25 protein-coding genes and 2 tRNA genes are annotated in these 26,082 nt (G+C 56.2%); 12 read left to right on the plus strand and 15 right to left on the minus strand.

Features of this window, described 5'->3' with window-relative positions:
* Window positions 1-20: 20 nt before the first annotated feature.
* Both tssB and AB1748_RS14750 read right to left on the minus strand, forming a co-directional pair.
* On the minus strand, window positions 21-518 hold the full coding sequence (tssB, locus tag AB1748_RS14745) for a type VI secretion system contractile sheath small subunit (RefSeq protein WP_111142029.1): 498 nt from the start codon (window positions 516-518) through the stop codon (window positions 21-23).
* A gap of 531 nt (window positions 519-1,049) precedes the next feature.
* On the minus strand, window positions 1,050-1,919 hold the full coding sequence (locus tag AB1748_RS14750; protein ID WP_367395680.1) for a helix-turn-helix domain-containing protein: 870 nt from the start codon (window positions 1,917-1,919) through the stop codon (window positions 1,050-1,052).
* A 177-nt stretch (window positions 1,920-2,096) separates the two neighbouring features.
* Here AB1748_RS14750 and AB1748_RS14755 point away from each other — a divergent pair, with 177 nt between their 5' ends.
* The gene (locus AB1748_RS14755) at window positions 2,097-2,996 is read left to right on the plus strand and encodes a DMT family transporter (protein WP_111142271.1); all 900 of its coding nucleotides are present in this window, start codon (window positions 2,097-2,099) and stop codon (window positions 2,994-2,996) included.
* Between the two features lie 36 nt (window positions 2,997-3,032).
* Here AB1748_RS14755 and AB1748_RS14760 read toward each other — a convergent pair whose 3' ends face one another.
* Entirely contained in the window at window positions 3,033-3,266 is a 234-nt protein-coding gene (locus AB1748_RS14760) for a hypothetical protein (protein ID WP_111142270.1), read from the minus strand.
* 294 nt (window positions 3,267-3,560) lie between these two features.
* Between AB1748_RS14760 and AB1748_RS14765 the strand changes: the two genes are divergently transcribed.
* Complete coding sequence (locus AB1748_RS14765; RefSeq protein WP_111141181.1) at window positions 3,561-4,787, plus strand: MFS transporter; 1,227 nt, start codon at window positions 3,561-3,563, stop codon at window positions 4,785-4,787.
* A 34-nt stretch (window positions 4,788-4,821) separates the two neighbouring features.
* On the opposite strand, the gene AB1748_RS14770 is transcribed toward AB1748_RS14765, so the two are convergent.
* From AB1748_RS14770 to AB1748_RS14790, 5 genes are all read right to left on the minus strand, one after another.
* Window positions 4,822-5,697 (minus strand): SMP-30/gluconolactonase/LRE family protein, encoded by an 876-nt coding sequence (locus AB1748_RS14770; RefSeq protein WP_111141180.1) that lies wholly within the window; start codon window positions 5,695-5,697, stop codon window positions 4,822-4,824.
* Between the two features lie 513 nt (window positions 5,698-6,210).
* Entirely contained in the window at window positions 6,211-6,492 is a 282-nt protein-coding gene (locus AB1748_RS14775; RefSeq protein ID WP_111141179.1) for a lipoprotein, read from the minus strand.
* A gap of 267 nt (window positions 6,493-6,759) precedes the next feature.
* Window positions 6,760-7,566: a hypothetical protein gene (locus AB1748_RS14780; protein WP_367395681.1), complete on the minus strand. Its 807-nt coding sequence runs from the start codon at window positions 7,564-7,566 to the stop codon at window positions 6,760-6,762.
* 9 nt (window positions 7,567-7,575) lie between these two features.
* Window positions 7,576-8,028 (minus strand): universal stress protein, encoded by a 453-nt coding sequence (locus AB1748_RS14785; protein WP_111141177.1) that lies wholly within the window; start codon window positions 8,026-8,028, stop codon window positions 7,576-7,578.
* 7 nt (window positions 8,029-8,035) lie between these two features.
* Complete coding sequence (locus AB1748_RS14790; protein WP_111141176.1) at window positions 8,036-8,821, minus strand: IclR family transcriptional regulator; 786 nt, start codon at window positions 8,819-8,821, stop codon at window positions 8,036-8,038.
* A gap of 149 nt (window positions 8,822-8,970) precedes the next feature.
* Here AB1748_RS14790 and AB1748_RS14795 point away from each other — a divergent pair, with 149 nt between their 5' ends.
* The 3 genes from AB1748_RS14795 to ypdK all read left to right on the plus strand — a co-directional run bounded on the left by AB1748_RS14795 (window position 8,971) and on the right by ypdK (window position 11,877).
* Window positions 8,971-10,569: an MFS transporter gene (locus AB1748_RS14795; protein WP_111141175.1), complete on the plus strand. Its 1,599-nt coding sequence runs from the start codon at window positions 8,971-8,973 to the stop codon at window positions 10,567-10,569.
* 2 nt (window positions 10,570-10,571) lie between these two features.
* Window positions 10,572-11,600, plus strand: a complete 1,029-nt coding sequence (locus AB1748_RS14800) for an HlyD family secretion protein (protein WP_111141174.1) — start codon at window positions 10,572-10,574, stop codon at window positions 11,598-11,600.
* 202 nt (window positions 11,601-11,802) lie between these two features.
* Window positions 11,803-11,877 carry a membrane protein YpdK gene (gene ypdK / locus AB1748_RS14805; protein WP_099257831.1) on the plus strand — a complete coding sequence of 25 codons (75 nt, stop codon included), beginning with the start codon at window positions 11,803-11,805 and terminating at the stop codon, window positions 11,875-11,877.
* A gap of 51 nt (window positions 11,878-11,928) precedes the next feature.
* Here the strand turns inward: ypdK and alaC are convergent, their stop codons facing one another.
* A complete protein-coding gene (alaC, locus tag AB1748_RS14810; RefSeq protein ID WP_111141173.1) occupies window positions 11,929-13,161 on the minus strand; it encodes an alanine transaminase in 1,233 nt (410 codons plus the stop codon).
* A 117-nt stretch (window positions 13,162-13,278) separates the two neighbouring features.
* Window positions 13,279-13,803 carry a GNAT family N-acetyltransferase gene (locus AB1748_RS14815; RefSeq protein ID WP_111141172.1) on the minus strand — a complete coding sequence of 175 codons (525 nt, stop codon included), beginning with the start codon at window positions 13,801-13,803 and terminating at the stop codon, window positions 13,279-13,281.
* A 276-nt stretch (window positions 13,804-14,079) separates the two neighbouring features.
* Between AB1748_RS14815 and AB1748_RS14820 the strand changes: the two genes are divergently transcribed.
* Together AB1748_RS14820 and AB1748_RS14825 are read left to right on the plus strand one after the other, a co-directional pair.
* A complete protein-coding gene (locus AB1748_RS14820) occupies window positions 14,080-15,750 on the plus strand; it encodes a sensor histidine kinase (protein WP_111141171.1) in 1,671 nt (556 codons plus the stop codon).
* A complete protein-coding gene (locus tag AB1748_RS14825) occupies window positions 15,747-16,475 on the plus strand; it encodes a LytTR family DNA-binding domain-containing protein (RefSeq protein WP_111141170.1) in 729 nt (242 codons plus the stop codon). The genes AB1748_RS14820 and AB1748_RS14825 overlap by 4 nt, the downstream gene beginning before the upstream one ends.
* A gap of 99 nt (window positions 16,476-16,574) precedes the next feature.
* Here AB1748_RS14825 and glk read toward each other — a convergent pair whose 3' ends face one another.
* Both glk and ipdC read right to left on the minus strand, forming a co-directional pair.
* Entirely contained in the window at window positions 16,575-17,540 is a 966-nt protein-coding gene (glk, locus tag AB1748_RS14830; RefSeq protein WP_111141169.1) for a glucokinase, read from the minus strand.
* Between the two features lie 160 nt (window positions 17,541-17,700).
* Complete coding sequence (ipdC, locus tag AB1748_RS14835) at window positions 17,701-19,353, minus strand: indolepyruvate decarboxylase (protein ID WP_293772827.1); 1,653 nt, start codon at window positions 19,351-19,353, stop codon at window positions 17,701-17,703.
* A 220-nt stretch (window positions 19,354-19,573) separates the two neighbouring features.
* On the opposite strand from ipdC, the gene mgrA reads away from it, so the two are divergent.
* Together mgrA and AB1748_RS14845 are read left to right on the plus strand one after the other, a co-directional pair.
* Window positions 19,574-20,563 (plus strand): L-glyceraldehyde 3-phosphate reductase, encoded by a 990-nt coding sequence (mgrA, locus tag AB1748_RS14840; protein WP_367395682.1) that lies wholly within the window; start codon window positions 19,574-19,576, stop codon window positions 20,561-20,563.
* Window positions 20,564-20,731: 168 nt separating this feature from the next.
* Window positions 20,732-21,145 carry a DUF2502 domain-containing protein gene (locus tag AB1748_RS14845; protein ID WP_111141166.1) on the plus strand — a complete coding sequence of 138 codons (414 nt, stop codon included), beginning with the start codon at window positions 20,732-20,734 and terminating at the stop codon, window positions 21,143-21,145.
* A 44-nt stretch (window positions 21,146-21,189) separates the two neighbouring features.
* Here the strand turns inward: AB1748_RS14845 and AB1748_RS14850 are convergent, their stop codons facing one another.
* Window positions 21,190-22,431, minus strand: coding sequence for an Nramp family divalent metal transporter (locus tag AB1748_RS14850; RefSeq protein WP_293772832.1), 1,242 nt, complete (start codon window positions 22,429-22,431; stop codon window positions 21,190-21,192).
* 368 nt (window positions 22,432-22,799) lie between these two features.
* On the opposite strand from AB1748_RS14850, the gene AB1748_RS14855 reads away from it, so the two are divergent.
* On the plus strand, window positions 22,800-23,990 hold the full coding sequence (locus tag AB1748_RS14855; RefSeq protein ID WP_111141164.1) for a NupC/NupG family nucleoside CNT transporter: 1,191 nt from the start codon (window positions 22,800-22,802) through the stop codon (window positions 23,988-23,990).
* A gap of 276 nt (window positions 23,991-24,266) precedes the next feature.
* On the opposite strand, the gene AB1748_RS14860 is transcribed toward AB1748_RS14855, so the two are convergent.
* Window positions 24,267-24,342 (minus strand) — tRNA-Ala (locus AB1748_RS14860).
* A 44-nt stretch (window positions 24,343-24,386) separates the two neighbouring features.
* Window positions 24,387-24,462: transfer RNA gene (locus tag AB1748_RS14865), tRNA-Ala, on the minus strand.
* A 358-nt stretch (window positions 24,463-24,820) separates the two neighbouring features.
* On the opposite strand from AB1748_RS14865, the gene AB1748_RS14870 reads away from it, so the two are divergent.
* Together AB1748_RS14870 and AB1748_RS14875 are read left to right on the plus strand one after the other, a co-directional pair.
* Window positions 24,821-25,609 carry a formate/nitrite transporter family protein gene (locus AB1748_RS14870; RefSeq protein WP_111141163.1) on the plus strand — a complete coding sequence of 263 codons (789 nt, stop codon included), beginning with the start codon at window positions 24,821-24,823 and terminating at the stop codon, window positions 25,607-25,609.
* 111 nt (window positions 25,610-25,720) lie between these two features.
* Window positions 25,721-26,077, plus strand: a complete 357-nt coding sequence (locus AB1748_RS14875; protein WP_111141162.1) for a YfeC-like transcriptional regulator — start codon at window positions 25,721-25,723, stop codon at window positions 26,075-26,077.
* Window positions 26,078-26,082 lie beyond the last annotated feature (5 nt).

A 26,082-nucleotide genomic window follows, 5' to 3' on the forward strand; every position in this document is an offset into this window, starting at 1 on the left:
CCATTAATTCATCGCGAAAGTTATGGCTGCTGAGGGGCCAGCGCGGAGAGTTCGGCCCGGAGTTCTGCGCTTAAGGCCGGATCGAGCAGGATTTTTTCCAGCTCCTTGCGAAAGGCCTGGTTATCCAGCAGGTTGGCCTTGAGATCACGCAGCAGATTGCGCATGGAGAGCATCGCCTTAAGCTGAGGTATCTGCCGGGAGATCTGTTCCGGAGAAAAATCCCTGATGCTGCGGAATGTCAGACTGATGTTTTCTTCACTGCCGTCACCCGCGAGTGTATTTTTAACGGTAAGGTTCACTTTTGGGGAATATTCGGAAAGAACAGAATCAAAATTATTTTTATCTAAATTAACCTTTTTCCTCTCCGATAATTGTGAAGCATCCTGTCCATTACTGAAATCACCTGCAACCAGTAATTTAAGAGGAAGTTCTGTTTTCTTACCTGCGCCTCCCGTATGAAGATCAAGCTTTAAATTAATACGTGCTTTTGGCACTTCGTTCTGGAAACTTTCAGCCATTTCATCGTCCTTTTCTTATCGCCATAGATATTTTCAGCCCTGGGCTCTCTGCACGCGATAATAGAATAATGATCGACGAAAGATCAAACATACAGATCATTAAACTTCAATAAGAATTTTCTCAAGCGTTTTATGCCACGAAAGAAAGGAGAAAAGTTCTGCTATATTAGCTAATTGAACTGTTCTATATCTATCAGGCAAACATTTATGTCGGGATTGATAAATTAAACAACAGATGGGTGATAAAAAATAATTAAATTGATCCAGATTAATGATTTAAATCCAGAGTCAACCATGACTGATTTTTTTAACACTTATATTACGGAATATACAATCAGGTAATCTGTTTTACCCTTACCGGGTTGATGCTGTCAGATGAGAGGAGGATTAACAGCAATCAGAAGCAGGTAAGAAGAGTCAGAAACGAGGCCTGACGGCAGAGCCTTTTATTGACGCTCCCGGCATTCATGCTTTCCGCTCAGGCCTGAGGCTGTACGCAGAAAGAAAAAACCGTTACGCAGGACAGAATGCTTAGCTGAGTGCCCGGCGACAGGCAGAGGGTGTGGTTCCATACACCTGGCGAAAACGGTGACTGAAGTGGGCTGACGAGTGAAAACCACACTGTAAGGCGATGGCGGTCAGGGTCAGGTCGGGCCGTTCAAGCAGCATCCGGGCACGATCCATACGGCGTCGCATCACAAACTGGTGCGGTGCTTCGCCGGTAGTGTGACGGAACATACGGGCAAAGTGAAACTCACTCAGCGCCGCTTCGTGCGCCAGCACGGAGAGCGTTAAAGGCTGGTCGAGATGGGCATCGATAAAGTCGAGCACCCGGCGTAATACCACCGGCGCCAGCCCTCCCCGCACCGGAGGCAGCTGCCAGTTCACTTCACTGTAGTGCTGTAGCAGATGGGTCAGCAGCAGCGTGGAGGCGCTGCTCAGCATTAACTGACTGGCGGGCTGCTGCCAGTCACTGCTTAACAGAAAGTGCCGATAGAGCTGGGTGATGCGATCGTCCGTAGAAAAGATTTTCTCATCCAGCGTTAACTGCGCCGGACTGCGATCCCAGACCCGTTCGGCCATCTGTCGCAGATAGGCCTCGCTGCAGTAGAGATGCACAAAGGCGAGATCGGCGCGCAGATCCCAGGTAGATTCTGTACCGGCGGGCATCAGGCAGAAACGATCCGGCGCGCCACCGTTGCGCCAGCCATGCGGTGTTTTGTGCCAGGTGTCGTAACCGCCCGCCACATAGAGGCTCAGCGTATGGTGATCGCTGTGGTTGGTTACGCGGTCACCGCTGTTAAACCAGGCTGCCAGCTGAATACCGCTCTGAAGCTGCACCTGATCACGCAGTTGGGCTTTGTGGCGCTGCAGCATGTCAAAGGTCTGGTATCGGCTCATCGGCGTGTCAGTTCAGATTAAACAGGGTGCCAGTTTACGGGTTGCGCTCGCCAGAAAACAGACCACACCGGAACAGAGGGTAAAAATGCGCAAGATTTTGCAAAACCGGCGCAACCCGTTGCAAGCGCAGAGGCGGCTTCAGGGGCAAAATCAGTGTTTTATGGAGGAGACCTGGCGATGAACCTGTTTTTGTATCTCTCTGTCGTGCTGATCTGGGGAACGACCTGGATTGCGATCTACGCGCAACAGTCTGCGGGCATCGGCGCGGTTACCGTCGCGGTGTTCTGGCGTTTTTTGCTGGCTTCGCTGGTGATGCTAGTGCTGCTTAAGCTGATAAGACGCCTTCACACGCTGACGCTGCAGGACCATCTTTTCTGTCTGTTGCAGGGCTGCTGCGTCTTTGGTTTTAATTTTGTCTGTTTTTATTACGCTTCAGGCTATATCAGCAGTGGCCTGGAATCGGTCATTTTTTCGATGGCCGTGATGTATAACGCCATCAACGGCTGGCTGTTCTTCCGTCAGCGCCCTTCCGTACGCCTGATCCCGGCCATCGTACTGGGGATGACCGGCATCGTTGCGCTGTTCTGGCACGATTTGCGCAGTACGGAAGCCTCGGCCGGACTGATGTGGGGCATCGGTCTGAGTGCGCTGGGCACGCTGGGCTTCTCCTTCGGCAATATGATCAGCCAGCGGCATCAGCGGTTACAACGCGATGTGCTGACCACCAACAGTTACGGCATGTTGTACGGTGCGCTGATCATGGCACTGGTTTCGCTGTTGCAGGGCGTTTCACTGCAACCGACCTGGAATACGCAGTGGCTGGGGGCGTTAACTTATCTGGCTATCGTAGGATCGGTGGTCGGTTTCGGGGCCTACTTCACACTGGTGGGACGGATTGGCGCCAGTCGGGCAGCCTATACGACGGTTCTGTTTCCGCTGGTGGCGCTGGCACTCTCTACCCGTTACGAAGGATATGAATGGCATGCCAGCGCCATCCCTGGCCTTGTCATGATTCTGCTGGGCAATATCGTGATGTTTGCCCGCTGGCCGGCAAGCCGTCGCCGGGTCACCGTCTGACAAGAGAGTGTGCGGTGGCCCGCATCCGGAGAGGCACTATGCCCACTGCTGCTGAAGAAGTTGTTGTGGTTGATTGATCGCCTTACGGGCGATCCAGTAGAGCAGAACACGCTCATCATCGCTGTCGCGATCGGCCATCGATAGCAGTTTCAATGCCAGCGTCGATTTGGTCACAGGCTGTTGTTCTGTACTCAGTTCAATCACGGCCTGACCGATGATGCAGCAAACTTCATCCTCACTGGTGGTGGATTCATATGTCCGGTCTTTCATATTTCCTCCTGTTAAGTGAACTATTAGCCTGGCAAATAATCCGCAAACCTGCACACCTAACCGACGCGCTGAAACATTATCTTACGGGTGGTTACGCTTCCTGATTAAGCTGCCTTTTTGGTTACTTTTCACGCAGCACCGCCGTGCCGCGATTTACGACGCAATGCCATTCATACCCGATGAAAGGCATTTCATTCCCCGATCCGTTCCGTTCATACCTTTGCCGCCTGCCCGCGCACGCGACTGCTTTATGCTGACCGCAGTTTCCAGATTCCCGGATGGGAGAGATAAATGATGAACCAGACTCAGCAGGTTTCTTACCAGCGTTCACGCTGGCTGACATTATTCGGCACCGTCATCACTCAGTTCGCACTGGGGTCAGTTTATACATGGAGTTTGTTCAACGGCCAGCTGTCGCAGAAGCTGGATGCACCCATCAGTCAGGTTGCTTTTTCGTTTGGCCTGCTGAGTCTGGGTCTGGCTATTGCCTCGTCGCTGGCCGGTAAATTGCAGGAGCGGTTTGGGGTACGCCGCGTGACGATTGGCGCCGGGATCCTGATGGCAATGGGATTCTGGCTTACGTCGCAGGCGGATAACCTGATGATGCTCTATTTCAGCGCCGGTCTGCTGGTCGGTCTGGCCGATGGCGCGGGCTATCTGATGACGCTCTCTAACTGTGTGAAGTGGTTCCCGGAACGCAAAGGGATGATCTCCGCCTGCGCCATTGGCGCGTATGGTCTGGGCAGCCTGGGCTTCAAATTTATCTGCGGGGCCCTGCTGGCGACGATCGGTCTGGAGCAGACTTTTATGATCTGGGGCGTGATAGCGATGTCGATGATCATCCTGGGTGCGCTGCTGATGCGTGACGCGCCCGTTCAGGAAAAAAGTTCCCGTCATCAGGGACAACAGCCTGCGCGGGATTACACACTGGCCCAGTCCGTCCGTATGCCGCAGTACTGGATGCTGGCGCTGATGTTTCTGACCGCCTGCATGAGCGGGCTCTACGTTATCGGTGTCGCCAAAGATATCGGCGAAGGTCTGGTGCATCTTTCGACTCAGAGTGCCGCCAGCGCCGTCACCGTGATAGCGATCGCTAACCTGAGCGGCCGTCTGGTGCTTGGAGTGCTGTCTGACAGAATGCTGCGTATCCGGGTTATCTCGCTGGCGCAGATCGTCTCACTGATCGGCATGAGCGTGCTGCTCTTTACCCGGATGAACGAGGTGACTTTTTTCCTCTCGCTCGCCTGTGTCGCCTTCAGCTTTGGCGGAACCATCACGGTGTTCCCGTCGCTGGTCAGTGACTTTTTCGGTCTCAACAATCTGACCAAAAACTACGGTCTGCTCTATCTGGGATTTGGTATCGGCAGCGTGCTGGGTTCCCTGGTCGCCTCGCTGTCTGGCGGTTTCACCGTCACCTTCAGCCTGATCATGACGCTGCTGGTTATCTCCCTGTTCCTGTCACTCACCATCCGCTTACCACAGAGTTCCGTCACGACGGCGCCGGTTCTGCAACGTCATTAAACAGCGCGGGCCGCCTTACGTGGCCCGCTTCTCTCTAGCCGCGAAACAGCGGCTCTGCCATACCTGCGACAGCGACCTCCGCCGCAAAAATATCGCCGGAGTGTGGATAGCGCGCCAGCTCCTCTACCGTGCGATCTTCCCGCGAACTGGTGATAAACAGCGTTTTCAGATCGGCACCGCCAAAAGCCACCATCGTCGGCCACTTCACCGGCAGCAGGATCTCATCGACGATCTCTCCACGTTGAGGATCGATACGCACCACGCGCCCGCCATCGAACTGTGCTGACCAGTAGAAACCTTCGCTATCCACCGCTGCGCCATCCGGTAAGCCGCCTTTGGCGTCGAAACGGCGGAACAGCGTGCGCTCACCCGGTTCGCCCTGTTCATCTAACGGATAGCGGTAGAGCGCCGCATTCGGCGTGTCGCTGTGATACATCCAGCGCCGGTCAGGCGAAAAGGCCAGTCCGTTGGAGATTTTAATGTCGCGCGCTTTCACCTCCAGCCTGAGGTCGGGTGTTACGCGGCACAGCAGCCCCCCATTTTTATCCTGTGGTTCCCACAGGCTGCCGCACCAGAAATTGCCCCACGGATCGACGCGGCCATCGTTAAAGCGGCTCTGCGCGGCCTCACCAGGGTTGTCTGCAATCTTTTTCTCCGGTTTACCCTGCGCATCCAGCAGCCAGACACCACTACGCAGAGCGGCGATCAGCCCTCCCTGCTCACGCAGACCGATGCAGCCCACATGCTCCGCCTGCGGAAAGGTTTGCAGCTCGCCACTGACCGGGTCAAACCGGTGAATGGCGGGTGCCAGAATATCGACACACCACAGCACCTGTTCCCTGACCGACCAGAGCGGACATTCGCCCAGCTCTGCCTGCAAAGCCAGTCTATGTTTCACGTCGTGCGCCATGTTTCTCTCCTGTTGAACTGACATGCTAATAATGTAGTTGTAAAAACTTTCAGAGGAAGATTATTTTCGCTTGATTTTGAGACTATTCTCTCTGATAGTATTTATTATTCAGCCCATTCTGATTCTCTTATTTCGAACCGCTGCAAAAATCCGCATTCTGAAATATTTCGTCATATCTGATAAAATAACTCTACAAAGCCTGCATCTTTACTCCACTTTTTCAGCGTAGTGTCGTCCTCATGGGAAAAGAGGAGAAGAATTCCTATGAAGAGATTGATAAAAGTCGCTTCGGTCATTGCGCTGATGACGTTATTAAGCGGATGTATCATCACTCCCAGACATGATAACGGCTGGCACCGCGGAGGTGGCGGCGGGTATCACGGAGGCTACTATGGAGGCTATCACGGTGGGTATCATGGCGGTCACCATCGCCACTGACGGGCAAAGATGTCACACAGCATAAAATAAAAGAAACACACTTTAAGGGCGGGATAATTATCCCGCCCGATTTATTTAACTTTTCAACGCATAATTACACTGGAACCACGCTTTCTGTAGTCCCGGAATATGACTTTCCTGCGCTGGCAGCGCCTCGACTTTATCGAATCCTTTATTACTGCAGTAATTCGCCAGATCGATATCCATCGCATCACGATTGACCTTGAGCGGATCAAAACGATACTGCACAGTATTTGAGGTCGGATCTTCATCAACACGTTCAAATGCCCCGGGTTTGCTGGCAGTACAGCCTGTCAGCAATATCAGCGCTACCGCGCCGGTAATGAGTTTTTTCATCAGATTGTCCTCACGTTGCCGCGCAGTTTAAGACGCAGCCTGTCACGCATCCATAGGATAAATGCGCGAAAAAACGAAAAATTACGAAGCTTTTACCGATTAATTCAATATGATTAAATGGCTTTTACTATCGTGTCAGGCATGACAGTATGCACTCAGACGATACGAAAAGTGCACCACACCAGGAAATGCCAATAATAAGAGTCTGCCTCTCTCTCTTCCCTGCCCGCGCTTAGCGGGCTTTTTTTCGCCCGCTATCGCTGCCGGTTACTGGCCAGTCAGGGCAATCATTCTACGTAACAGGTTTGCGGCGCGCTTGTCAGGTAATGCCAGAATCGCACTGTAGAGGTCAATTGACATGGCACACAGCGATGAGCGATCCACGGCGGTGTCGGCAGGCATATTCAGCTGCTGCAGCCTGTCGCCCCACTTCTGATAAAGCTGGCCTGTGATCTGTTGCAGATCGGCCTGCGCCTGCGTTTTATCCAGTGGCTGCTCCGGCGGCGGGCTGTTCAGCAGCAGCTGCTCCATCGCTTCCGCCTCTCTGCGGTTCAGCGCCGGTGACAGCGTGGTCTGCAGATTAATGCCCCCGCTCACCTGCGGATAGAGATAGCGGAAGCAAAGGCCCGGATCGATCTGGTTCAGCGCCTGCATCTCTTCGACCGAGACGCTGATGTAATCAACAACGGCGGCATCTGTACCGCGCATCAGCCGCTGATTGATCACCTCAATCAGCCAGCCCCGCAGCTCGCCCGTGGCCTTATCCGCCGGTTCTCCGGCGCGGATACGTCGCGTGAGCTCCTGAGTCAGCAGCAGCCAGAGCGTTGGTTCCTGCGTCTGCAGCACCCGGAAGCCGGGCATCGCTGACAGCTGGCTGACCGCCTGCTCACGCTGAGCGGCCTGTCTCTGTTGCGGCGCAACCCAGCTGAACCAGAGCAGATTCGCCACGATCAGCGGCAGCAGGAAGATGAGCAGCCCCTGCCAGAGACGCAGCCGGGTAGTTTTGATCAACACAATGACGATCAGTGCCAGCAGCGCAAACGCCGCCAGCGTCATAACAGGCAGTAAGTTCATGCTGCGGAGTTAATCCTTACGCACGTCAATCAGCACGGGACAGTGAGCGCGTTCGATGACCGACGCGCTAACTGAGCCTTTTAACAGCCGGTTGAACGAGGAGAGATGGCGTCGGCCCATGATAATCATACTGGCCTTGAGCTGTTGCGACTGCGCGACGATGGTATCGGCCGCTTCGCCAGCCAGAATCATGCCACGCGCATCGATACCCGCGCGCAGCAGCGGTGCAAGGGCATGGCGTACCGCCATCTCAGCCGTATTCTGCTCATCCTGTGCCGCCACAAAATCAGTGGGATCTTCACCCGCATCGATCTCCATCGGCTGATTGCAGGCGGAGTAGGCAGGATCGACACAGCAGAGCACTACGACCCCGGCGCGATGCGCCAGCGCTTCTTCAATCGTTAACGCGACCACTTTTTCGGCGATCGGAGAGTGGTCGATGGCCATCAGCAGAGTTTTCATCAGGGGCTTATCCTTCAATCGCGGCGACTTTGCCGATTTCACGCACCAGCGCCTCTTTGCACTTCAGCATCTCGTCACGAAAACGCGCTTCATGACGCAGAAAACGGGCAGAGGGCACCAGCAAAGAGACAGAAAAACGTCCAAACAGCGTATCCAGCGCAAACGCCATAGTCGAGATACCTTCCAGCGTTTCACCGCGATCCACGGCGATACCGGTTTCGCGCACCTCCCTGATCAATTCCAGCAACTGCGGCAGCGTTTTTACCGTCATATCGGTTAACTCCTGCCAGGCGTCGCCAACGATCGTCTGCACATCTTTTTCGCACTCCAGCGCCAGTAATGCCCGGCCACCGGAGGTGCTGTAGAGCGGCAGATTGAGGCCCATATGCGGCACCACCCGCAGTTCACGCGACGCCACCACATGATGGATTATCGCCAGCTGGCTGCCGCTGGCGCGTGCCAGTGAGACGGTTTCGTTGGTGTCAGAGGAGAGTTTTTCCAGCAGCGGGCTGACCAGATCAACCACATCGGTATGAACGCTGGAGATGAGTTTTAACAGCGCCGGTCCCAGGCGCAGGCCGCCCGCACCGGTGCTGCGCACCAGTTCTGCGCTGTCGAGCGCAGCGACAATACGCTGAACCGTTGAGCGGGGCAGCGCGACCGCCTGGGCGATCTCACCCAGACTCATGCCGCCCGGCTGTTCGCCGAGGGCATTAAGAATTTTTGCCGCACGGGCAATGACCTGAATACCGCCCGATTTTTCATCCTCACGGCTGGAGGGTTGATGTGCCATAGCGTCGTCCTGTTTGAGCTGCCTTACTGTAGCGCGAATGGCGCACGTTTTACACCCTGTACCACATTGCAATACAGCATACCGGGATGTAATATTACGCGCTGTATCACATTGCAGTACACTGCATCATAATAACGAGATCGCCTGCCATGACTACCCAGCCTGCGCCTGCGCCGGCCCCCCATCCTTTTACACTGCGACTGGCACTCGGTCTGATTGGCGTGCTTATCGCCGCACTGACCTCCGGGCTGAACGATCGCGTCAGTGATATTGCCCTGGCCGATATCCGTGCCGCTATTGGCCTCGGTTACGATCAGGGTAGCTGGATTATTTCCGGTTATCAGGCGGCCGAAGTCGCCGCCATGATGATCGCGCCCTGGTTTGCCGTCACCCTGTCGCTGCGGCGTTTTACGCTCGGCGTCTCGGCGGGCTTTATGCTGACCGGTTTGCTGCTGCCGCTGGTGCCGGATCCCACGCTGTTTATCAGCCTGCGCGTTCTGCAGGGGCTGTTTGGCGGTGCCTTACCGCCGATGCTGATGACCGTCGCCCTGCGCTTTCTGCCGCCGCCGTTTAAGCTGTTTGGTCTGGCGGGCTATGCCCTTACTGCCACGTTCGGCCCCAACATGGCAGCTTCGCTGGCGTCGTTATGGACCGATCATGTCAGCTGGATGATGGTGTTCTGGCAGGTGGTGCCCGGCATGCTGATTGCGATGCTGCTGATCGGCTGGGGCGTACCTCAGGATCCGCTGCGGCCGGAACGTTTTCAGCAGATCGATCTGTTTGGCATGGTCACCGGCTGCAGCAGTGTGGCGCTGCTGGTTCTGGTGCTGACGCAGGGCGAACGCCTTGACTGGCTCAATTCGCCACTGATTGCTGGCATGCTGCTGACCGCACTGCCGCTGCTGCTGGTCTTCCTGATCAATGAGTGGTATCACCCACTGCCGCTGTTCAGACTGCAGATGCTCCGCCGCCCCAATCTGGCGCACGGCCTGCTGGGGCTGGCCTGCGTACTGATCCTCGGGCTTTCCGGTTCCGCGCTGCCGTCAGTCTATTTTGCGCAGGTCAGCGGTTTCCGTCCGCTTGAGTTTGCTCCGCTGGCGCTGACGGTCGGTCTGCCACAGTTGCTGATTGCACCGCTGATTGCCGCCCTGCTCACTATCCGCTGGATTGACTGCCGCTGGGTACTGACGGCGGGCGTCGGTCTGCTGGTGACCGCCTGCCTGCTCGGCTCGCAGATCACCAGTGAGTGGGCGCGGCAGAATTTCTGGCTGCCACAGATTTTGCAGGCTTTCGGACAGCCGATGATTATTCTGCCGATACTGATGAGCGCCACCAGCGTGGTCGCGCCACCCGAAGGTCCCTTTGCCTCGGCGATGTTTAATACCGTGCGCGGTTTTTCCAGCATCGCCGCCTCCACGCTGGTTGAGGTCTTTCTTTCACACCGTGAGCAGTTTCACTCCAGTGTCCTGCTCAGTCAGGCGGCCGATCGCAGCTGGCTGATGACCGCGCCGGTGGCCGGTCAGGCCAGCCGAAGCCTGCCGCTGCTGCCGGATGGCAGCATCAGCAACGGCGAAAATCTCAGCGGCTTTGCCACCCTGGTGAGACACCAGGCGACGGTGCTCGGCCTGAGCGACAGCTGGCTGATGCTGATCGGCTTCGCCGCCTGCCTGTTAATGCTGACCGCCATCCTGCCTAAACGGGTCTGGCCGCCGCAGACGTTGATTCAAAACCCCCTCCGGAATAAATAAATATGCGTGCTTTCGAAATGAGAAGAACCCTGCTGCTGAGCCTGATGCTGCTGGTGTTACTGGCCGTGGCCTTTGTGGTCTGGTCACTGATGAGCGGCAACGATCATCGAACCAATGACGCTTACGTCAACGCCGACTACACCCTGGTCGCACCCAGGGTATCGGGTTATGTCAGCCGCGTTGAGGTGCAGGATAACCAGCCGGTCAGGGCGGGCCAGCTGCTGGCCACGCTCGACGATCGCGATTACCGGGTGGCGCTGGAGAGTGCCGAAGCCGATCTGCAGGTGAGTCAGGCAAAGCTGCTGAGCAGCCAGGCGCAGCTGGAACAGCAGCAGTCAGTCATCGATCAGCAGAAAGCCAGCGTGGCGGCGAGCCAGGCGTCCGCGCAGTATGCCGGGCAGAGCGCCGATCGCTACAACCGTCTCTATAAGAGCGGCACGGTAGCTGCCGACGACCAGCAGAAAGCCAGCTCAAACCAGCGTTCCGCGCTGGCGGCCGTACAGCAGAGTCAGGCGGCGCTGGCGTCGGCCATGAAACAGGTGGGGGTGCTCCAGGCTGCGGTACGTTCAGCGGAGGCGGATGTCGCGGCGGCGAAAGCCAGCGTCGATCAGGCCAGGCTGAATCTCTCCTATACCCGGATTACCGCGCCGGTGGATGGGATGGTCGGTCAGCGCGCGGTGCGCACCGGCGCCTATGTTTCAGCCGGCACCCGCCTGCTGGCGGTGGTGCCCCTGCAGCAGACCTATATTACGGCTAACTATCTTGAGACGCAGCTACGCGATGTGCGTCCGGGTCAGCCGGTCAGCGTGCGGATCGATGCCCTGCCGGGTCTGACCTTTACCGGCCATGTCGACAGCATCGCCCCGGCGACGGGTGCAACTTTTTCTGCCATCGCACCCGATAACGCCACGGGCAACTACACTAAAGTCGTTCAGCGTCTGCCGGTGAAAATTGTGCTGGATAGTGACCAACAGCATCTGGCCCAGTTACGTGTCGGCATGTCGGCGATCCCCGAAATTGACGTGAAATAGAATTGTGAGCAATATCTCAGAACGGACCTATTTCATTTGGTCCGGATTCCGCGTAAATTAGCGCTCGATCCTGTTCTGAGTTATTCAGATCAACCCGGAAGAGAGTAAGCCATACAGAATAATGGTGACCTCGATTCCCTGTCTGTTCGCGTTGCACTGGTCTGGGATCGCCATCATCGTAACCGCTCAGAGGAGTTGCTTTGTGAAATATGCCTTGATGGGAATATCATTTTTCGCGTTACTTTGGTTCGGAACCTTCGTTCTGCTGCTGAAGTAATGGCGCGACAGTGCCGCTACGGGGCGACCTCTGAGTCGCCCCTGCTAGCCGTTACTCCGCCTCTTCTGTTTTCAGACTGCCTGGCAGGACACCGTCGGCACGAAACATCGCCTTAATCCCCCGTACCGCCTGACGAATGCGATCGCTGTTTTCGATTAGCGCAAAACGTACGTGTGTATCGCCATAGTCGCCAAAGCCGATGCCGGGTGAGACACAGACTTTCGCATCCTGCAGCAGCTTTTTGGCAAATTCCAGCGATCCCAGCTGCGCATAGTGGTCGGGAATTTTTGCCCAGACGTACATGGATGCTTTCGGATTCTCCACCATCCAGCCCGCCTCATGCAGGCCCTTCACCAGCACATCGCGCCGCCGTTTATACTGCTCTGCAATATCGCGCACGCACTGCTGATCCCCCTCCAGCGCCGCAATTGCTGCCACCTGCAGCGGTGTGAAGGTGCCGTAGTCGTGATAACTTTTGATCCGCGCCAGCGCGGCGACCAGCTCTTTGTTGCCGACCATGAAACCGATGCGCCAGCCTGCCATGTTGTAGCTTTTTGACAGCGTGAAGAACTCGACGGCAACGTCGCGTGCGCCTGGCACCTGCATGATCGACGGCGCTTTCCAGCCATCGTAGACGATGTCAGCGTAGGCCAGATCGTGAACAACCAGCACGTTGTACTGTTTCGCCAGCGCGATAACCCGTTCGAAAAAGTCCAGCTCCACGCACTGCGCCGTTGGGTTAGAGGGGAAGCCCAGGATCATCATTTTTGGCTTGGGGTAGCTCTCGCGAATGGCGCGTTCCAGCTCGTTGAAGAAGTCGACGCCCGCCACCAGCGGCACCGAGCGCACCTGCGCCCCGGCGATCACCGCACCGTAGATATGAATCGGATAGCTGGGGTTCGGCACCAGCACGGTATCCCCGTGATCCAGCGTCGCCAGCATCAGGTGCGCCAGTCCCTCTTTGGAGCCGATGGTGACAATCGCCTCAGATTCGGGATCAATCTCCACCTGATAACGTTCAGCGTACCAGCGCGATATCGCCCGACGCAGACGCGGAATGCCGCGTGAAGTGGAGTAGCCGTGGGTATCGTCACGCTGTGCCACCTGACATAACTTTTCGACGATGTGCGGCGGTGTGGCCCCATCCGGGTTGCCCATCGAAAAATCGATAATATCTTCGCCGCGCCGGCGCGCAGCCATCTTCAGTTCAGCGGTGATGTTGAAAACGTAAGGGGGTAAACGTTCAATACGCGAGAAACGACGGGGTGTGCTGTTATCAGCCATGATGACCTCTGGATTACGTAAGCGCCCGGACCGTCCGAGCGACGCGGGTCACGGTGGTGACCCGTTACGAACATAACGTGCTGAGGATCATTTTGTCGAGCGTGGGGGAAAATATTTTTATTGTTGCGGATTCAGTCGTCCCAGCAGCCAATCGTTCACCCAGCAGCCGTTCAGCAGATAATTATCCCGTAGTACTCCCTCAAGCTGAAAGCCGTTCTTCTCCAGAATACGCCGTGAGGCCCCGTTTCCTTCGATGACCATTGCGGTGAGTTTGTGGAAATCGGCGTCGAACAGAAACTGGCAGAGCGCGGCCAGCGCCTCACTGCCATATCCCTGGCCGCAGTAGCGATGCAGCAGCATGTAGCCGATCTCCGCCTGGCGGTGCGGCTCCCATTCCGGGCTGCAGCCAAACAGGCCAATCGGCTCGCCGTTGTCGCGACGCCGCGCCACCAGACAGAGCATATGAAAACTGCCCGGCTGCCAGGGGGCCAGACGCTCAGTGAAACGCTGACGGATATCCGCTTCGTCCGGAATGTCGCTGACCCAGGTCATGGTGTCGCGATCTTCGTGTACGGCGCGGAACAGTTGCCAGTCTTCCGGCTGCAGTTTACTCAGGGTGAGTCTGGGGGTAACAAGTTGCATGTGCGGCTCCCGATGGACGCGATTTCCAGCAGTCGCTGAAATGCGTTATCGCGCAACATAGCAAAACGCGATCGCAGCGACCAGTCCCGGAGGGGGAAAAACAGTTCCCCTTATGCTGACTCAACTTTTCCCCTTTTTAACCGGATGGTGCCAGAATTGATCTGGAACAGCCTCTGACGGCATGCGTTGTCAGGACGCTAGCGGTTCCCGATCACATTTTTTATCATAGAGAGACTTTCCATTGCCGACGAGGCGCCCGTGTCCTCCCACTTTACGATGTTACTGGCAGTGTTTGATCGCGCCGCCCTGATGCTGATCTGCCTGTTTTTTCTGACGCGTACCCGTTCGTTTCGCCAGCTGCTGCAGAAGGATGAACATACCCGCGCGGAGAAAATCGCGGTTACCGTTATCTTTTCTCTGTTTGCGCTGTTCAGTACCTGGTCGGGTGTGAATGTCGATGGCTCGCTGCTGAATGTGCGGGTGATCGCCGTGATGGCTGGCGGCATCCTGTTTGGTCCCTGGGTCGGCATCGCAACCGGCATGATTGCCGGCGTGCACCGTTTCCTGATCGACATTCACGGCGTGACCTCCGTGCCCTGCCTGATTACCAGCGTCATTGCCGGGATCGTTGCGGGCGGCATCAACCGCCGGGTGTTAAAAGAGCATCGCTGGCGCGCCGGAATCCTCGGCGGCATGCTGTGCGAAGCCCTGACGATGGTGCTGATCGTGCTGTGGGCGCGCCCCACCTCACTCGGGCTGGCGATCGTATCGGAGATCGCCCTGCCGATGATCCTCGGCGCCTCCAGCATCGGGATTATCGTGCTGCTGGTGCAGAGCGTGGAGGGTGAAAAAGAGGCGATCGCTGCCCGTCAGGCCAAGCTGGCCCTGGAGATCGCCAACAAAACCCTGCCGCTGTTCCGGCAGGTCAACAGCGACTCGCTGCGCAACGTCTGTGACATTATCCGGCGGGAGATTAAGGCTGATGCCGTCGCAATGACCGATAAAAAGCAGATTCTGGCCTATGTCGGCTACGGTGAACACAACTATCAGCACGGGGATGATGGCATCAGCCCCACCACGGCACAGTCGATCGCCAGCGGTAAGATTATTATCAAAAACAACGATGAAGCGCACCGCACCAAAGATATCCATTCGATGATCGTGATCCCGCTCTGGGAGAAAGGCAAGGTGACCGGCACGCTGAAAATCTACTATCGCCGCGCTCACCGGATCACCGGTTCGCTGAAGGAGATGGCGATCGGCTTGTCGCAAATCATCTCCACTCAGCTTGAGGTCTCCCGCGCGGAGCAGCTGCGCGAGATGGCCAATAAAGCGGAACTGCGCGCGCTGCAAAGCAAAATAAATCCCCATTTTTTGTTCAACGCGCTGAATGCGATCTCCTCCTCTATCCGCCTCAATCCTGATACTGCCCGCCAGCTGGTCATTAACCTGTCGCGCTATCTGCGTTACAACCTGGAGCTGAATGACGACGAGCTGATCGACATCCGCAAGGAGCTCTGGCAGGTCAAAGATTACATCGCTATTGAGCAGGCACGGTTTGGCGACAAGCTGACGATGATCTATGACGTTGATGACGATCTGCACTTTCTTCTGCCGAGCCTGCTGATCCAGCCGCTGGTGGAGAACGCCATCGTGCACGGCATCCAGCCCTGTAAGGGTAAAGGCGTGGTGACGCTGAGCGTGAGGGATCTGGGCGATCGGGTGCGGATCGCGGTGCGGGATACCGGCCAGGGCATCAGCGATGATGTGATGGCGCGGGTGGCGCGCAACGAGATGCCCGGCAATAAAATCGGCCTGCTCAACGTTCATCACCGGGTTAAACTGCTGTCGGGCCAGGGATTACAGATCGAGCGTCATCAGCCAGGCACAGAGATAGCCTTTACGCTCAGCAAGAACGGCCAGCGCCTGGCGGAGAATCTGTTATGAAAGCCATTATTGTGGAAGATGAATTTCTGGCCCAGCAGGAGCTGAGCTGGATGATCCAGCATCACAGCAACATTGAGATTGCGGCCTGTTTCGACGACGGCCTCGACGTGCTGAAGTATCTGCAGCAGCATCGGGTTGATGTGATTTTCCTCGACATCAACATCCCCTCACTGGATGGGATGCTGCTGGCGAAGAATATCCATCAGTTTGCGCATAAGCCGCTGATTGTCTTTATCACCGCGTGGAAAGAGCATGCCGTGGAGGCGTTTGAGCTGGAGGCGTTTGATTACATACTCAAACCCTATCAGGAGTCGCGGATCGTCACCATGCTGAACAAACTGGAGGCCACGGCTCAGGCGCAGCAGGCGGTCAATCCGCTTCACGCCGCCTCCGCGCCGCAGACGGTGAACCTGATTAAGGATGAGCGGATTATCGTTACTGACGTGAATGATATCTACTACGTGGAAGCGCATGAAAAGCTGACGTTTGTCTATACCCGGCGCGAATCTTACGTGATGTCGATGAACATCACCGAGTTCTGCTCACGCCTGCCGGAACAGCAGTTTTTCCGCTGCCACCGCTCCTTCTGCGTCAGCCTCAGCAAGATTCGCGAAATCGAACCCTGGTTTAATAATACCTATCTGCTGAAGCTGCGCGATCTGGAGTTTCAGGTGCCCGTCAGCCGCAGTAAGGTGAAGCAGTTCCGACAGCTGATGCGTCTGTAGACCTGGTCAGGCAGGAGAGAGAATAATAAGGGTGGCGGAATTTCCGATCCGGCGTCGCCAGACAGGGCGGACCGGAAATTCAGGCGGGATAAAGCAGAATCAGAGAATGCGACCCAGCGTCTGACGCAGATGCGCGCCCGCGCCCAGCAGGCCTGGCTGATCGTGCGTGATCATATAGACCGGGATGCTGGCCACATAGTCACGGAAGCGTCCTTTATCTTCGAAAGCAGCACGGAAGCCGGAAGCCTTAAAGAACTCCAGGAAGCGAGGCACAATGCCGCCCGCGATATAGACGCCGCCAAAGGTGCCGAGATTCAGCGCCAGATTACCGCCGAAACGCCCCATGATGACACAGAACATTGACAGGGCACGACGGCAGTCGATGCAGCTGTCATCCAGCGCACGCTGGCTCACATCTTTCGGCTTCAGGTTTTCCGGCACGCGATTATCGACCTTCACAATCGCCCGGTAGAGGTTAACCAGACCCGCGCCTGACAGCACACGTTCGGCTGAAACATGGCCCAGCTCTTCGCGCAGCACTTCCAGAATCTGATCTTCTTCCTCACTGTTGGCCGCGAGATCGACATGACCGCCCTCGCCCGGCAGACTCACCCAGCGCTTGTCGACGTGCACCAGATGGCTGACGCCCAGTCCGGTTCCGGCACCATAAATCGCAATAGGTTTATCCTTAACCGGCTCGGTGCCGCCAAACTGAATCACGTTATCGGCAGTCAGCATCGGGATCGCCATAGATACCGCGGTGAAGTCGTTAATGATTTCCAGGTGTTCAAAACCGATGTTCTCTTTGAGCTTGCGCGTGGAAAACGCCCAGTCGTGGTTGGTCATTTCAACCCAGTCATCGGTAATCGGGCAGGCAATGGCAATACAGCCATCTTTAACATCCTGCTGTTGTTCATCAAGGTAGTGGCGGATGACGGCTTCGAGGCTGTCGTATTCTGATGTTGAGAATGTTTTGGCCTGGGTGATGCTGCCGCTGTCCACCTCACAAAGGGCGAGGCGTGCGTTAGTACCGCCGACATCGCCGACCAAGGCATAAGTTGTCATTCTTCTGTTGCTCCGCTTGGGGTCTTAAGAGTTGGAGGACACTATAAATTTCTGCCCATAAAACAACAACGCTCACCGGTGCGATTGGTGAGCGTCTTACTCAGGTGCGCTACAGCCTAACCGCGATAGGCCACCCTGCACAGCGGCAACTATCTGAATCTTAGCCGCCGTTGCGTTGATTCAGGCAGGCGGTGACTTTTCGAAGCAGTGGCGGCAGATCCTCTTTCTGCATGATCACTTCAATCAGCGACAGCGTCTGAGGTTCAGCCAGCCGCGCCATTACCTGATCCAGCTGCACCGTTTCACTGATGCGCCAGCTCTGCGCCTGCTCCTGCAGGCTGAAGGCGTGCGGCAGGGCTGTCCAGTTCCACTGCGCGATATCATTGTAGCGCTGCGTGGCGCCATGAATCGCGCGTTCGACAGTATACCCTTCATTGTTCAGTAAAAAGAGTATCAGCGGCTGCCGATCGCGCAGCATTGAACCCAGCTCCTGAATGGTCAGCTGCGCCGAACCGTCGCCGATAATCAGGATCACCCGGCGATCGGGATGGGCGGTCTGTGCGCCAAACGCTGCCGGAAGAGTATAGCCGATTGAGCCCCACAATGGCTGGACCAGCAGCTGCGCCTGCGAAGGCAGCCTCAGCGCCGCCGCGCCAAAGGCGGCGGTACCCTGATCGGCCACGATCAGATCGCCCGGCTGCAGGAAGCGCTGCATCGCCTGCCAGAAGGCGTGCTGACTGATCGCGGCCGCCGGTTCAGCTGACGACGTTTCAGGCAGCGCGGCGGCGAGCTGCCACTGCGCGCCATAGCGCCTGAACAGCGGCTGCAGTTCAGCGAGCGCGTCCGCCATCGACAGCGGCGCAAAATCTTCACCCGCCACCGTGGCGCTGAACGGCTGCAGATCGATCAGTCGTGCCGCGTCAAACTGCTGCGTGAAGCCTGCGGTCAGAGTATCGGTAAAGCGCACCCCAACGCAGATGGCCACATCCACCTGCTCTATCTGCTCACGAACCTGACCCGCGCTCGCCGCACCGGCATAGGTGCCGACGAAACCGGGCTGCTGCTCATCCACTACTCCTTTACCCATCAGCAGCGAGGCACAGGGAATGGCACGCTCTCTGCGCAGCGCGGCCAGCGCAGACTGCTGCTGCCAGCGCAGCGCCAGAAAGTCAGCCAGCAGGGAAACCCGCTCTGCGGGTGCCAGCAGGCGTTGCGCCGCCTCGCGGAACGCATGACGAACCGCCGCCGATGCGGGCTGCACGATCTGCAGCGGCTGCGTCGGCGGAGCGACTTCATGGGCCGCGACGTCAACAGCGATTGAAAGATAGCCGGGGCGGCGGGCCTGCAGCGCACTGGCAATCACCCGATCAATTTCGGCCGTCGCGTTATCGGCGGTAAGCAGTGCCGTAGCCGCACTCACCTCTCCGGCCATGCGAATGAAGTGCTGAAAATCGCCATCCCCCAGCGAATGATGCACACAGTCACCCTGACGCTGCGCCTGGGTCGCCGGTGCGCCGACAATATGGATCACCGGCAGATACTCCGCATAACTGCCTGCGATGCCGTTAATCGCACTGAGCTCACCGACGCCGAAGGTGGTCAGCAGCGCGCCTGCGCCCTTGCAGCGGGCATAGCCGTCTGCCGCGTAAGCGGCATTCAGCTCGTTGGCACAGCCCACCCAGCTGATGAGCGGATGCGCGATAACCCGATCGAGAAATTGCAGGTTGTAGTCGCCCGGCACGCCAAACAGATGCCTGATACCAATCTCCTGCAGACGGGTCAGCAGGTAATCTCCAACAGTGAACGTGGACATTGTGCATTCCTTTCAGGGAAGAGTTGGGTTAAGTATCTGACAGACGATTAAATTAGCGAGGTGTAGAACGCTTTTCGCCAGCCACAATGCCTGGAAAGCCGGCGTTACGCTGGCGGAATATTCTGTAAAAGCGCGATCTGCAGCGCGCTGTCACTGAGTGTAACCGTATACACTGATAGCGTTCTGGCACAAATTCCCGTTTTTTAACCTGGAGCGTTGAATGTCCTCTTTTCCTCATCCCGATCGCTATCAACAGATGGAATATCGTCGCAGCGGTCGCAGTGGTATTAAACTGCCCGCTATTTCGCTGGGGCTCTGGCATAACTTTGGTGACGCGACCCGGGTCGATAACAGCCGTGCCCTGCTGCGTCACGCGTTTGACCAGGGCATCACGCACTTTGACTTAGCCAACAACTACGGCCCGCCACCCGGTTCTGCGGAAGAAAATTTTGGCCGGATCCTGCGCGAAGATTTTCGTGCCCATCGTGATGAGCTGATTATCTCAACCAAAGCGGGCTATACCATGTGGGAGGGGCCGTATGGGGACTGGGGTTCGCGCAAATATCTCGTCGCCAGCCTGGACCAGAGCCTGAAGCGCATGGGGCTGTCGTATGTCGATATTTTTTATCATCATCGTCCCGACCCGGACACACCGCTGGAAGAGACGATGCGGGCGCTGGACCACGTTGTGCGCCAGGGAAAAGCATTGTATGTGGCCCTCTCTAACTATCCGGCAGATCGGGCTGCGCAGGCGATCGCGATCCTGTGCGATCTCGGCACGCCTTGCCTGATTCACCAGCCGCGCTATTCGATGTTTGAACGCACGCCCGAGCAGGGATTGCTTCAGACGCTGGGAGATGCAGGCGTCGGCTGTATCGCCTTCTCGCCGCTGGCCGGTGGCGTACTCACCGATCGCTATCTGCAGGGCATCCCGGATGATTCACGCGCGGCGAGCGGCAGCAAATTCCTGAGTGAGAGTCAGCTGACCGAAGAGAAGATGGAGAAGGTCCGTAAGCTGAACCTGATAGCGCAGCAGCGCGGACAGAAGCTGGCGCAGATGGCACTGGCGTGGGTCCTGCGCGATGAACGTGTTACCTCGGTGCTGATTGGTGCCAGTAAAACAGCGCAGATCGATGACGCGGTGGCGATGCTGGCACGCCGTCAGTTTAGTGACAGCGAATTAGCGGCGATTGACGCGGCCCTGCTGTAACAGTTTTACCGCCCGGTGCAGGCCGGGCGATTTCTGCGCCAGAATAGTCTCAAACCCCCGCTTCTCCCCAATTTCCTCACAATTTTCCGACACAATAATGTGGTAACAACAGCACTACGCAGGCTGACTGCGCCGCAACAGCATCAGACTGTTGATGAGGAGAATAAAATGAAAAAAGCGCTTATTTTTGCTGCCCTGCTGGCTACCTTGTCGCCGCTGGCACACCACACAGCCCAGGCCTCCAGCGCCTCTATTACTCTGGCTCCTGGCGTCACCCTGAATCTTGGCGATCGCGATCGCCGGGGATATTACTGGGATGGGGGACGCTGGCGTGAACCACGCTGGTGGAATGACCGCTATACCTACAACGAACGGCGCTGGTGGCGTCATGAGGAGTGGCGTCGTCGCCAGCAGTGGGAGCGTGAGCGCCGCTGGCATGAGCGCGACCGTGAACGCCGCTGGGAACATCAGCATCGCCGCGATCGCGACTGGGATCGTCATGACTATCGCGGCCCTGGCCCGCACGGCTTTGGGCCTCATGGCCCCGGTGGTCCCGGCCCGCACGGTCACGATCGCCACTAAAAAAACGCCCGGCAAACCCGGGCGTTTTTTCTTTTGCGAAGCCCTTACAGCCCCAGCGCCTCTCCCACCAGCAGATAGAGATTCAGCGCGATCACCAGCACGACGATCAGCCGTCCGGTGTTCTGCATCAGACGGGAGTTAACCATATCCTCCCCCATCAACTCGCGATTGCCGGTAAAGGCGAGCAGCGGAATCAACGCCAGCGCAATACCGAAGCTCAGGAGCACCTGACTCATGACCAGCACCCGGGTCGGGTCCCAGCCAGCCCATATCACAATAAAAGAGGGCAGCATGGTTATAGTACGCCGCACCCAGAGCGGAATATGAAAGCGGATAAAGCCCTGCATCACTACCTGTCCCGCCAGGGTGCCCACTACCGTTGAAGATAAGCCTGCGGCTACCAGGCTGAGACCGAATACCGTCGCCGCCGCCTGACCCAGCAGCGGTTGCAGCGTCAGGTAGGCCTGGTCGAGTTCAGCGATTTTACTGTGGCCACTGAAGTGAAAGGCCGCCGCAGCAGTCGCCATCATCGCCAGATTGACGAATCCGGCAATGGTCATCGCAATAGCCACATCCAGTTTGGTCGAAGAGTAACGCTGCGCTTTGCTGTCCTCGCTCTTGCCCTGGGTGAGTGCAGAGTGCAGATAGATCACATGCGGCATAATGGTGGCGCCGAGCACGCCCGCCGCCAGCAGAACGGCATCCGACGTTGGCAATGCGGGCACGGCCATACCCGCGACCAGCTCCCGGACATTGGGCTGAGAGAAGAAGAGTTCGACAATATAGGCTGCCGCTACAAACAGCAGCAGCCCGCCAATCACCAGCTCCAGCGGTTTCTGTCCACGGCTCTGCAGCATCAGTATCAGAAAGGTGGCGATCCCCGTCAGCACCGCGCCCTGCATCAATGAAATGCCGAGCAGCAGTTTGAACCCCAGGGCCGCCCCGATAAATTCCGCCAGGTCTGTCGCCATCGCAATGATCTCCGCCTGCACCCAGTAGAACCAGACGGCAGGACGGGGAAAGCGGTCACGGATATGTTCGGCGAGATTTTTGCCGGTGGCGATACCCAGCTTGGCGGACATCAGCTGAATAAGCATGGCCATAACGTTGGCCCACACCACCACCCACAGCAGCTTATAGCCATAGGCTGCGCCCGCCTGAATGTTAGTGGCAAAGTTACCCGGATCGATATAGCCGATAGCGGCAATAAAGGCGGGCCCCAGCAGTGCGAGTTTGACTTTTCTGACTCCGCGAGCGGCACGCTCGGCGGTACGACTCTCAAACATATCCGGTACCCTGTCGACGATTAGCCTGCCCCGGCAGCTTAGGGGTTAGCCTATGCAAGTGAAATTTGTTTATTGTTATCGGTGTAATAGATGCTGCTATAAAGTATAGCCATTGCTATATCTTACAGTAAAGGACGTGATTGCTAAAAATGTGAGCAATGATGTCACTCTACGCCCGGAGTAAAATATAGACAATCATTATGTGGATATTTGAGGTGAATGATTTGTAAACAGGACGTGATCTCTGGAACTTTTCTGGAAAATATAGCGATAGCGAATACTTATATTGTGGTTCAGATCTCGTTTTTAAGTAACGCGTTACATAGAATACGCAGCAAAATACAATCCTCCTCAAATTTGGAGCAATCATGTCCCATATTTTGCAGTTTCTTCTCGCACTGGTGGTGGTCGGGATACTCTCCCTGCTGGTCAGTCACGATCGTAAATCTATTCGCGTTCGCTACATTATACAGCTTCTGGTGATTGAGATTGTGCTCGCCTGGTTCTTCCTGACCTCCGAAGCGGGACTGGGCTTTGTCAAAGGCTTCGCCGGCTTCTTTGACCACCTGCTGAAGTATGCTGCACAGGGAACCAACTTTGTCTTCGGTAACATGAGCGACAAAGGTCTGGCCTTCTTCTTCCTGAACGTACTCTGCCCTATCGTCTTTATCTCTGCCCTGATCGGTATTCTGCAGCATTTCCGTATCCTGCCGTGGGTTATCCGCGCTATCGGTACGGTGCTGTCGAAAGTGAATGGCATGGGAAAACTGGAATCTTTCAACGCCGTGAGTTCGCTGATACTGGGACAGTCAGAAAACTTCATCGCCTATAAAGATATCCTGGGCAAGATGTCACAGCGCCGCATGTACACCATGGCCGCAACCGCGATGTCGACCGTTTCGATGTCTATCGTCGGTGCCTACATGACCATGCTGCAGCCGAAGTATGTGGTCGCCGCGCTGGTACTCAACATGTTCAGTACCTTTATCGTGCTGTCGCTGATCAACCCTTACCGCGTCGAGAACGAAGAAGATCTGCAACTGCAGGATCTGCACAAAGGTCAGAGCTTCTTTGAGATGCTGGGTGAATATATCCTGGCCGGTTTCCGCGTTGCGATTATCGTAGCTGCGATGCTGATCGGTTTTATCGCGCTGATCTCCGGTCTGAATGCGCTGTTTGACCTGATCTTCGGCATCAGCTTCCAGGGCGTGCTCGGCTTTGTCTTCTATCCGTTTGCCTGGATGATGGGCGTGCCGTCTGGCGAAGCGTTGCAGGTCGGCAGTATTATGGCGACCAAGCTGGTCTCGAATGAGTTTGTGGCCATGATGGATCTGCAGAAAATCGCCGGTCAGTTGTCGCCGACCTCAGAAGGGATTCTGTCCGTGTTCCTGGTGTCGTTCGCTAACTTCTCGTCTATCGGGATTGTGGCCGGTGCGATCAAAGGCCTGAACGAAGAACAGGGCAACGTGGTCTCCCGCTTTGGTCTGAAACTGCTCTACGGCTCAACCCTGGTCAGCGTGCTCTCTGCCGCTATCGCCGGTCTGGTTCTGGCCTTCTAAGCACGCTTCCAGCGATAAAAGGGCGAGCCGGTCTCGCCCTTCTCTTCCGTTCTCTTCTCTGCCCGCCTGAATCCCCTTCTGTCCTCTCTCGCTTGCACGCCATGACCACGTCTTAGCGCCCTGCCACAGACAGCACAAAGCCCTGCCAGACGCGACAGTAAAGCGATTTAAGACGACAACTGGATTGCAGCAGAATACGCAACAGCGATTCAGATCCGTGCGAAACGACGACGTGATGATTGATAAGCAGAAAGTTGACAGCAACGTGTCAGAAAATGGTGGAGATAAGCGGGATCGAACCGCTGACCTCTTGCATGCCATGCAAGCGCTCTCCCAGCTGAGCTATACCCCCACATCTGGAATCGTTTTTCAGTGCCAAACTTTTGGGAAGAAGTTTGGTGGAGCTAAGCGGGATCGAACCGCTGACCTCCTGCATGCCATGCAGGCGCTCTCCCAGCTGAGCTATAGCCCCGAACCGAAAAACTATCGCGTTAAGCGACGGACGGCATAATATGAAACCGCCCTCTGGGTGTCAACGGCAAAATGACATTCTGTGTCTGATCGCTGAAAAAGGCGGCAACCTGCCAGATTTCAGTAGCATGCCGCAGGGGAAAATCGTGCCAGCTCAACAGATAGCGCCTCTGAACTGTTATTAAGACTCTCCTCAGGTTAATTCCCGGTTAAATATGTTATAGGAATTTTCTTGTCTTCGGCTTTTTCACATGCAAAACTTAGCCCGCTAATTGAATGGCAGCCGGGACCCTTTCCCGCGCACCCCGCGTCCACCAGGCGTTAACGTCCCCTTAATCATAAAAAATTACTGAGATACTATGTCGCTGCATACACCCAAAGAAATCGCCCAACTGGCGATCCAGTCAGGCGTGGCTAAAAGCCGTTCGCCTGTCAGCACCCTCCTGATCCTTGGCTTTATGGCGGGCGCATTTATTGCGACCGGCTTCCTGCTGGATCTGCATGTGATTAACTCCCTGCCTGCCGAATGGGGCTCCTTTGGCGGCCTGTTAGGCGCGGCCGTGTTCCCGGTCGGGATCATCATGACCGTGCTGGCTGGCGGTGAACTGCTGACCGGCAATATGATGACCTTACCAGTCGCCTGGTTCGCCCGCCGCATCCGTTTTACGAGCGTGGCGCGCAACTGGTTCTGGGTTACCCTGGCTAACTTTATCGGCAGCGTGGCCGTGGCGTGGTTCTTTGGACACATGCTGGGCATGACTGAAGGTGACTACCTGAAGAAAACCGTGGCAATCGCTTCTGCCAAAGTCCATGCCGATTTCCTGCACGCCTTTATTTCCGGTATCGGCTGTAACTGGCTGGTTTGTCTGGCGGTGTGGCTGGCGTTTGCCAGTAAAGATATGGTCGGCAAGATCTTCGGTATGTGGTTCCCGGTTATGGCGTTTGTCGCGATCGGCTTCCAGCACGTTGTTGCCAACATGTTTATCATCCCTGCCGCCATTTTTGCCGGTCAGATGAGCTGGGCAGAATACCTGCCAAACTTTGTTGCCGTCTTCCTGGGTAATGCTGTGGGTGGTGCCGTCTTCGTCGGTCTGGCCTACTTCCTGGCCTTCCGTCCTGCCGCTGAACCTGTCAGCAATCCGCAGTAATTCTGTTTTGCCTTTTGTCCGGTGACAAAAGGCAATTTCAGCTTCAGTTACTTTCTCCCGTTACGTTTTGCTGTAATATGTACCGCTAATGTATTGAACAGGGACAGCATCGTGAAAAAGGAATGGCTTACTCCCGAAGAGCTGGCTGCAGAAACGGGTTACAGTCGGCAAACGGTAAATAAATGGATCAAGCGGGAAAACTGGACAACCACGCCAAAGCCCGGCGTACAGGGCGGTAAGGCACGTCTTATCCATATTGACGAACGTGTAAAAAGTTTTATTCAGTCAACCCGCAATCTCAATGAACCCGCAGCAACCTATGGCGCGGTCACCAATTCGTTACCTGCGTTATTGATAAGTTCTGTCCAGCAAATGAGTCAGGATGAGCAGGATCAGTTCACCGCATTAATCTTACGTGAAGGGATTAAAGGCGTGTTGCAGCGACTGGGTATTGGTGAGGAAGCATAAAGAAA

This window comes from Pantoea sp. Ep11b (genome assembly GCF_040783975.1).
In the GTDB taxonomy this organism is placed as follows: domain Bacteria; phylum Pseudomonadota; class Gammaproteobacteria; order Enterobacterales; family Enterobacteriaceae; genus Pantoea.

Bases quoted from the DNA above. Each gene is read 5' to 3' on its own strand.
- AB1748_RS14845 (WP_111141166.1), top strand. From the start codon at position 20,732: ATGAAAAAAGCGCTTATTTTTGCTGCCCTGCTGGCTACCTTGTCGCCG.
- AB1748_RS14870 (WP_111141163.1), top strand. From the start codon at position 24,821: ATGTCGCTGCATACACCCAAAGAAATCGCCCAACTGGCGATCCAGTCA.
- tssB (WP_111142029.1), bottom strand. From the start codon at position 518: ATGGCTGAAAGTTTCCAGAACGAAGTGCCAAAAGCACGTATTAATTTA.
- AB1748_RS14825 (WP_111141170.1), top strand. From the start codon at position 15,747: ATGAAAGCCATTATTGTGGAAGATGAATTTCTGGCCCAGCAGGAGCTG.
- glk (WP_111141169.1), bottom strand. From the start codon at position 17,540: ATGACAACTTATGCCTTGGTCGGCGATGTCGGCGGTACTAACGCACGC.
- AB1748_RS14790 (WP_111141176.1), bottom strand. From the start codon at position 8,821: ATGGCACATCAACCCTCCAGCCGTGAGGATGAAAAATCGGGCGGTATT.
- AB1748_RS14785 (WP_111141177.1), bottom strand. From the start codon at position 8,028: ATGAAAACTCTGCTGATGGCCATCGACCACTCTCCGATCGCCGAAAAA.
- AB1748_RS14855 (WP_111141164.1), top strand. From the start codon at position 22,800: ATGTCCCATATTTTGCAGTTTCTTCTCGCACTGGTGGTGGTCGGGATA.
- AB1748_RS14770 (WP_111141180.1), bottom strand. From the start codon at position 5,697: ATGGCGCACGACGTGAAACATAGACTGGCTTTGCAGGCAGAGCTGGGC.
- AB1748_RS14800 (WP_111141174.1), top strand. From the start codon at position 10,572: ATGCGTGCTTTCGAAATGAGAAGAACCCTGCTGCTGAGCCTGATGCTG.
- AB1748_RS14760 (WP_111142270.1), bottom strand. From the start codon at position 3,266: ATGAAAGACCGGACATATGAATCCACCACCAGTGAGGATGAAGTTTGC.
- AB1748_RS14765 (WP_111141181.1), top strand. From the start codon at position 3,561: ATGAACCAGACTCAGCAGGTTTCTTACCAGCGTTCACGCTGGCTGACA.
- AB1748_RS14780 (WP_367395681.1), bottom strand. From the start codon at position 7,566: ATGAACTTACTGCCTGTTATGACGCTGGCGGCGTTTGCGCTGCTGGCA.
- AB1748_RS14750 (WP_367395680.1), bottom strand. From the start codon at position 1,919: ATGAGCCGATACCAGACCTTTGACATGCTGCAGCGCCACAAAGCCCAA.
- AB1748_RS14815 (WP_111141172.1), bottom strand. From the start codon at position 13,803: ATGCAACTTGTTACCCCCAGACTCACCCTGAGTAAACTGCAGCCGGAA.
- AB1748_RS14795 (WP_111141175.1), top strand. From the start codon at position 8,971: ATGACTACCCAGCCTGCGCCTGCGCCGGCCCCCCATCCTTTTACACTG.
- mgrA (WP_367395682.1), top strand. From the start codon at position 19,574: ATGTCCTCTTTTCCTCATCCCGATCGCTATCAACAGATGGAATATCGT.
- AB1748_RS14850 (WP_293772832.1), bottom strand. From the start codon at position 22,431: ATGTTTGAGAGTCGTACCGCCGAGCGTGCCGCTCGCGGAGTCAGAAAA.
- ipdC (WP_293772827.1), bottom strand. From the start codon at position 19,353: ATGTCCACGTTCACTGTTGGAGATTACCTGCTGACCCGTCTGCAGGAG.
- alaC (WP_111141173.1), bottom strand. From the start codon at position 13,161: ATGGCTGATAACAGCACACCCCGTCGTTTCTCGCGTATTGAACGTTTA.
- AB1748_RS14775 (WP_111141179.1), bottom strand. From the start codon at position 6,492: ATGAAAAAACTCATTACCGGCGCGGTAGCGCTGATATTGCTGACAGGC.
- AB1748_RS14820 (WP_111141171.1), top strand. From the start codon at position 14,080: ATGTTACTGGCAGTGTTTGATCGCGCCGCCCTGATGCTGATCTGCCTG.
- AB1748_RS14755 (WP_111142271.1), top strand. From the start codon at position 2,097: ATGAACCTGTTTTTGTATCTCTCTGTCGTGCTGATCTGGGGAACGACC.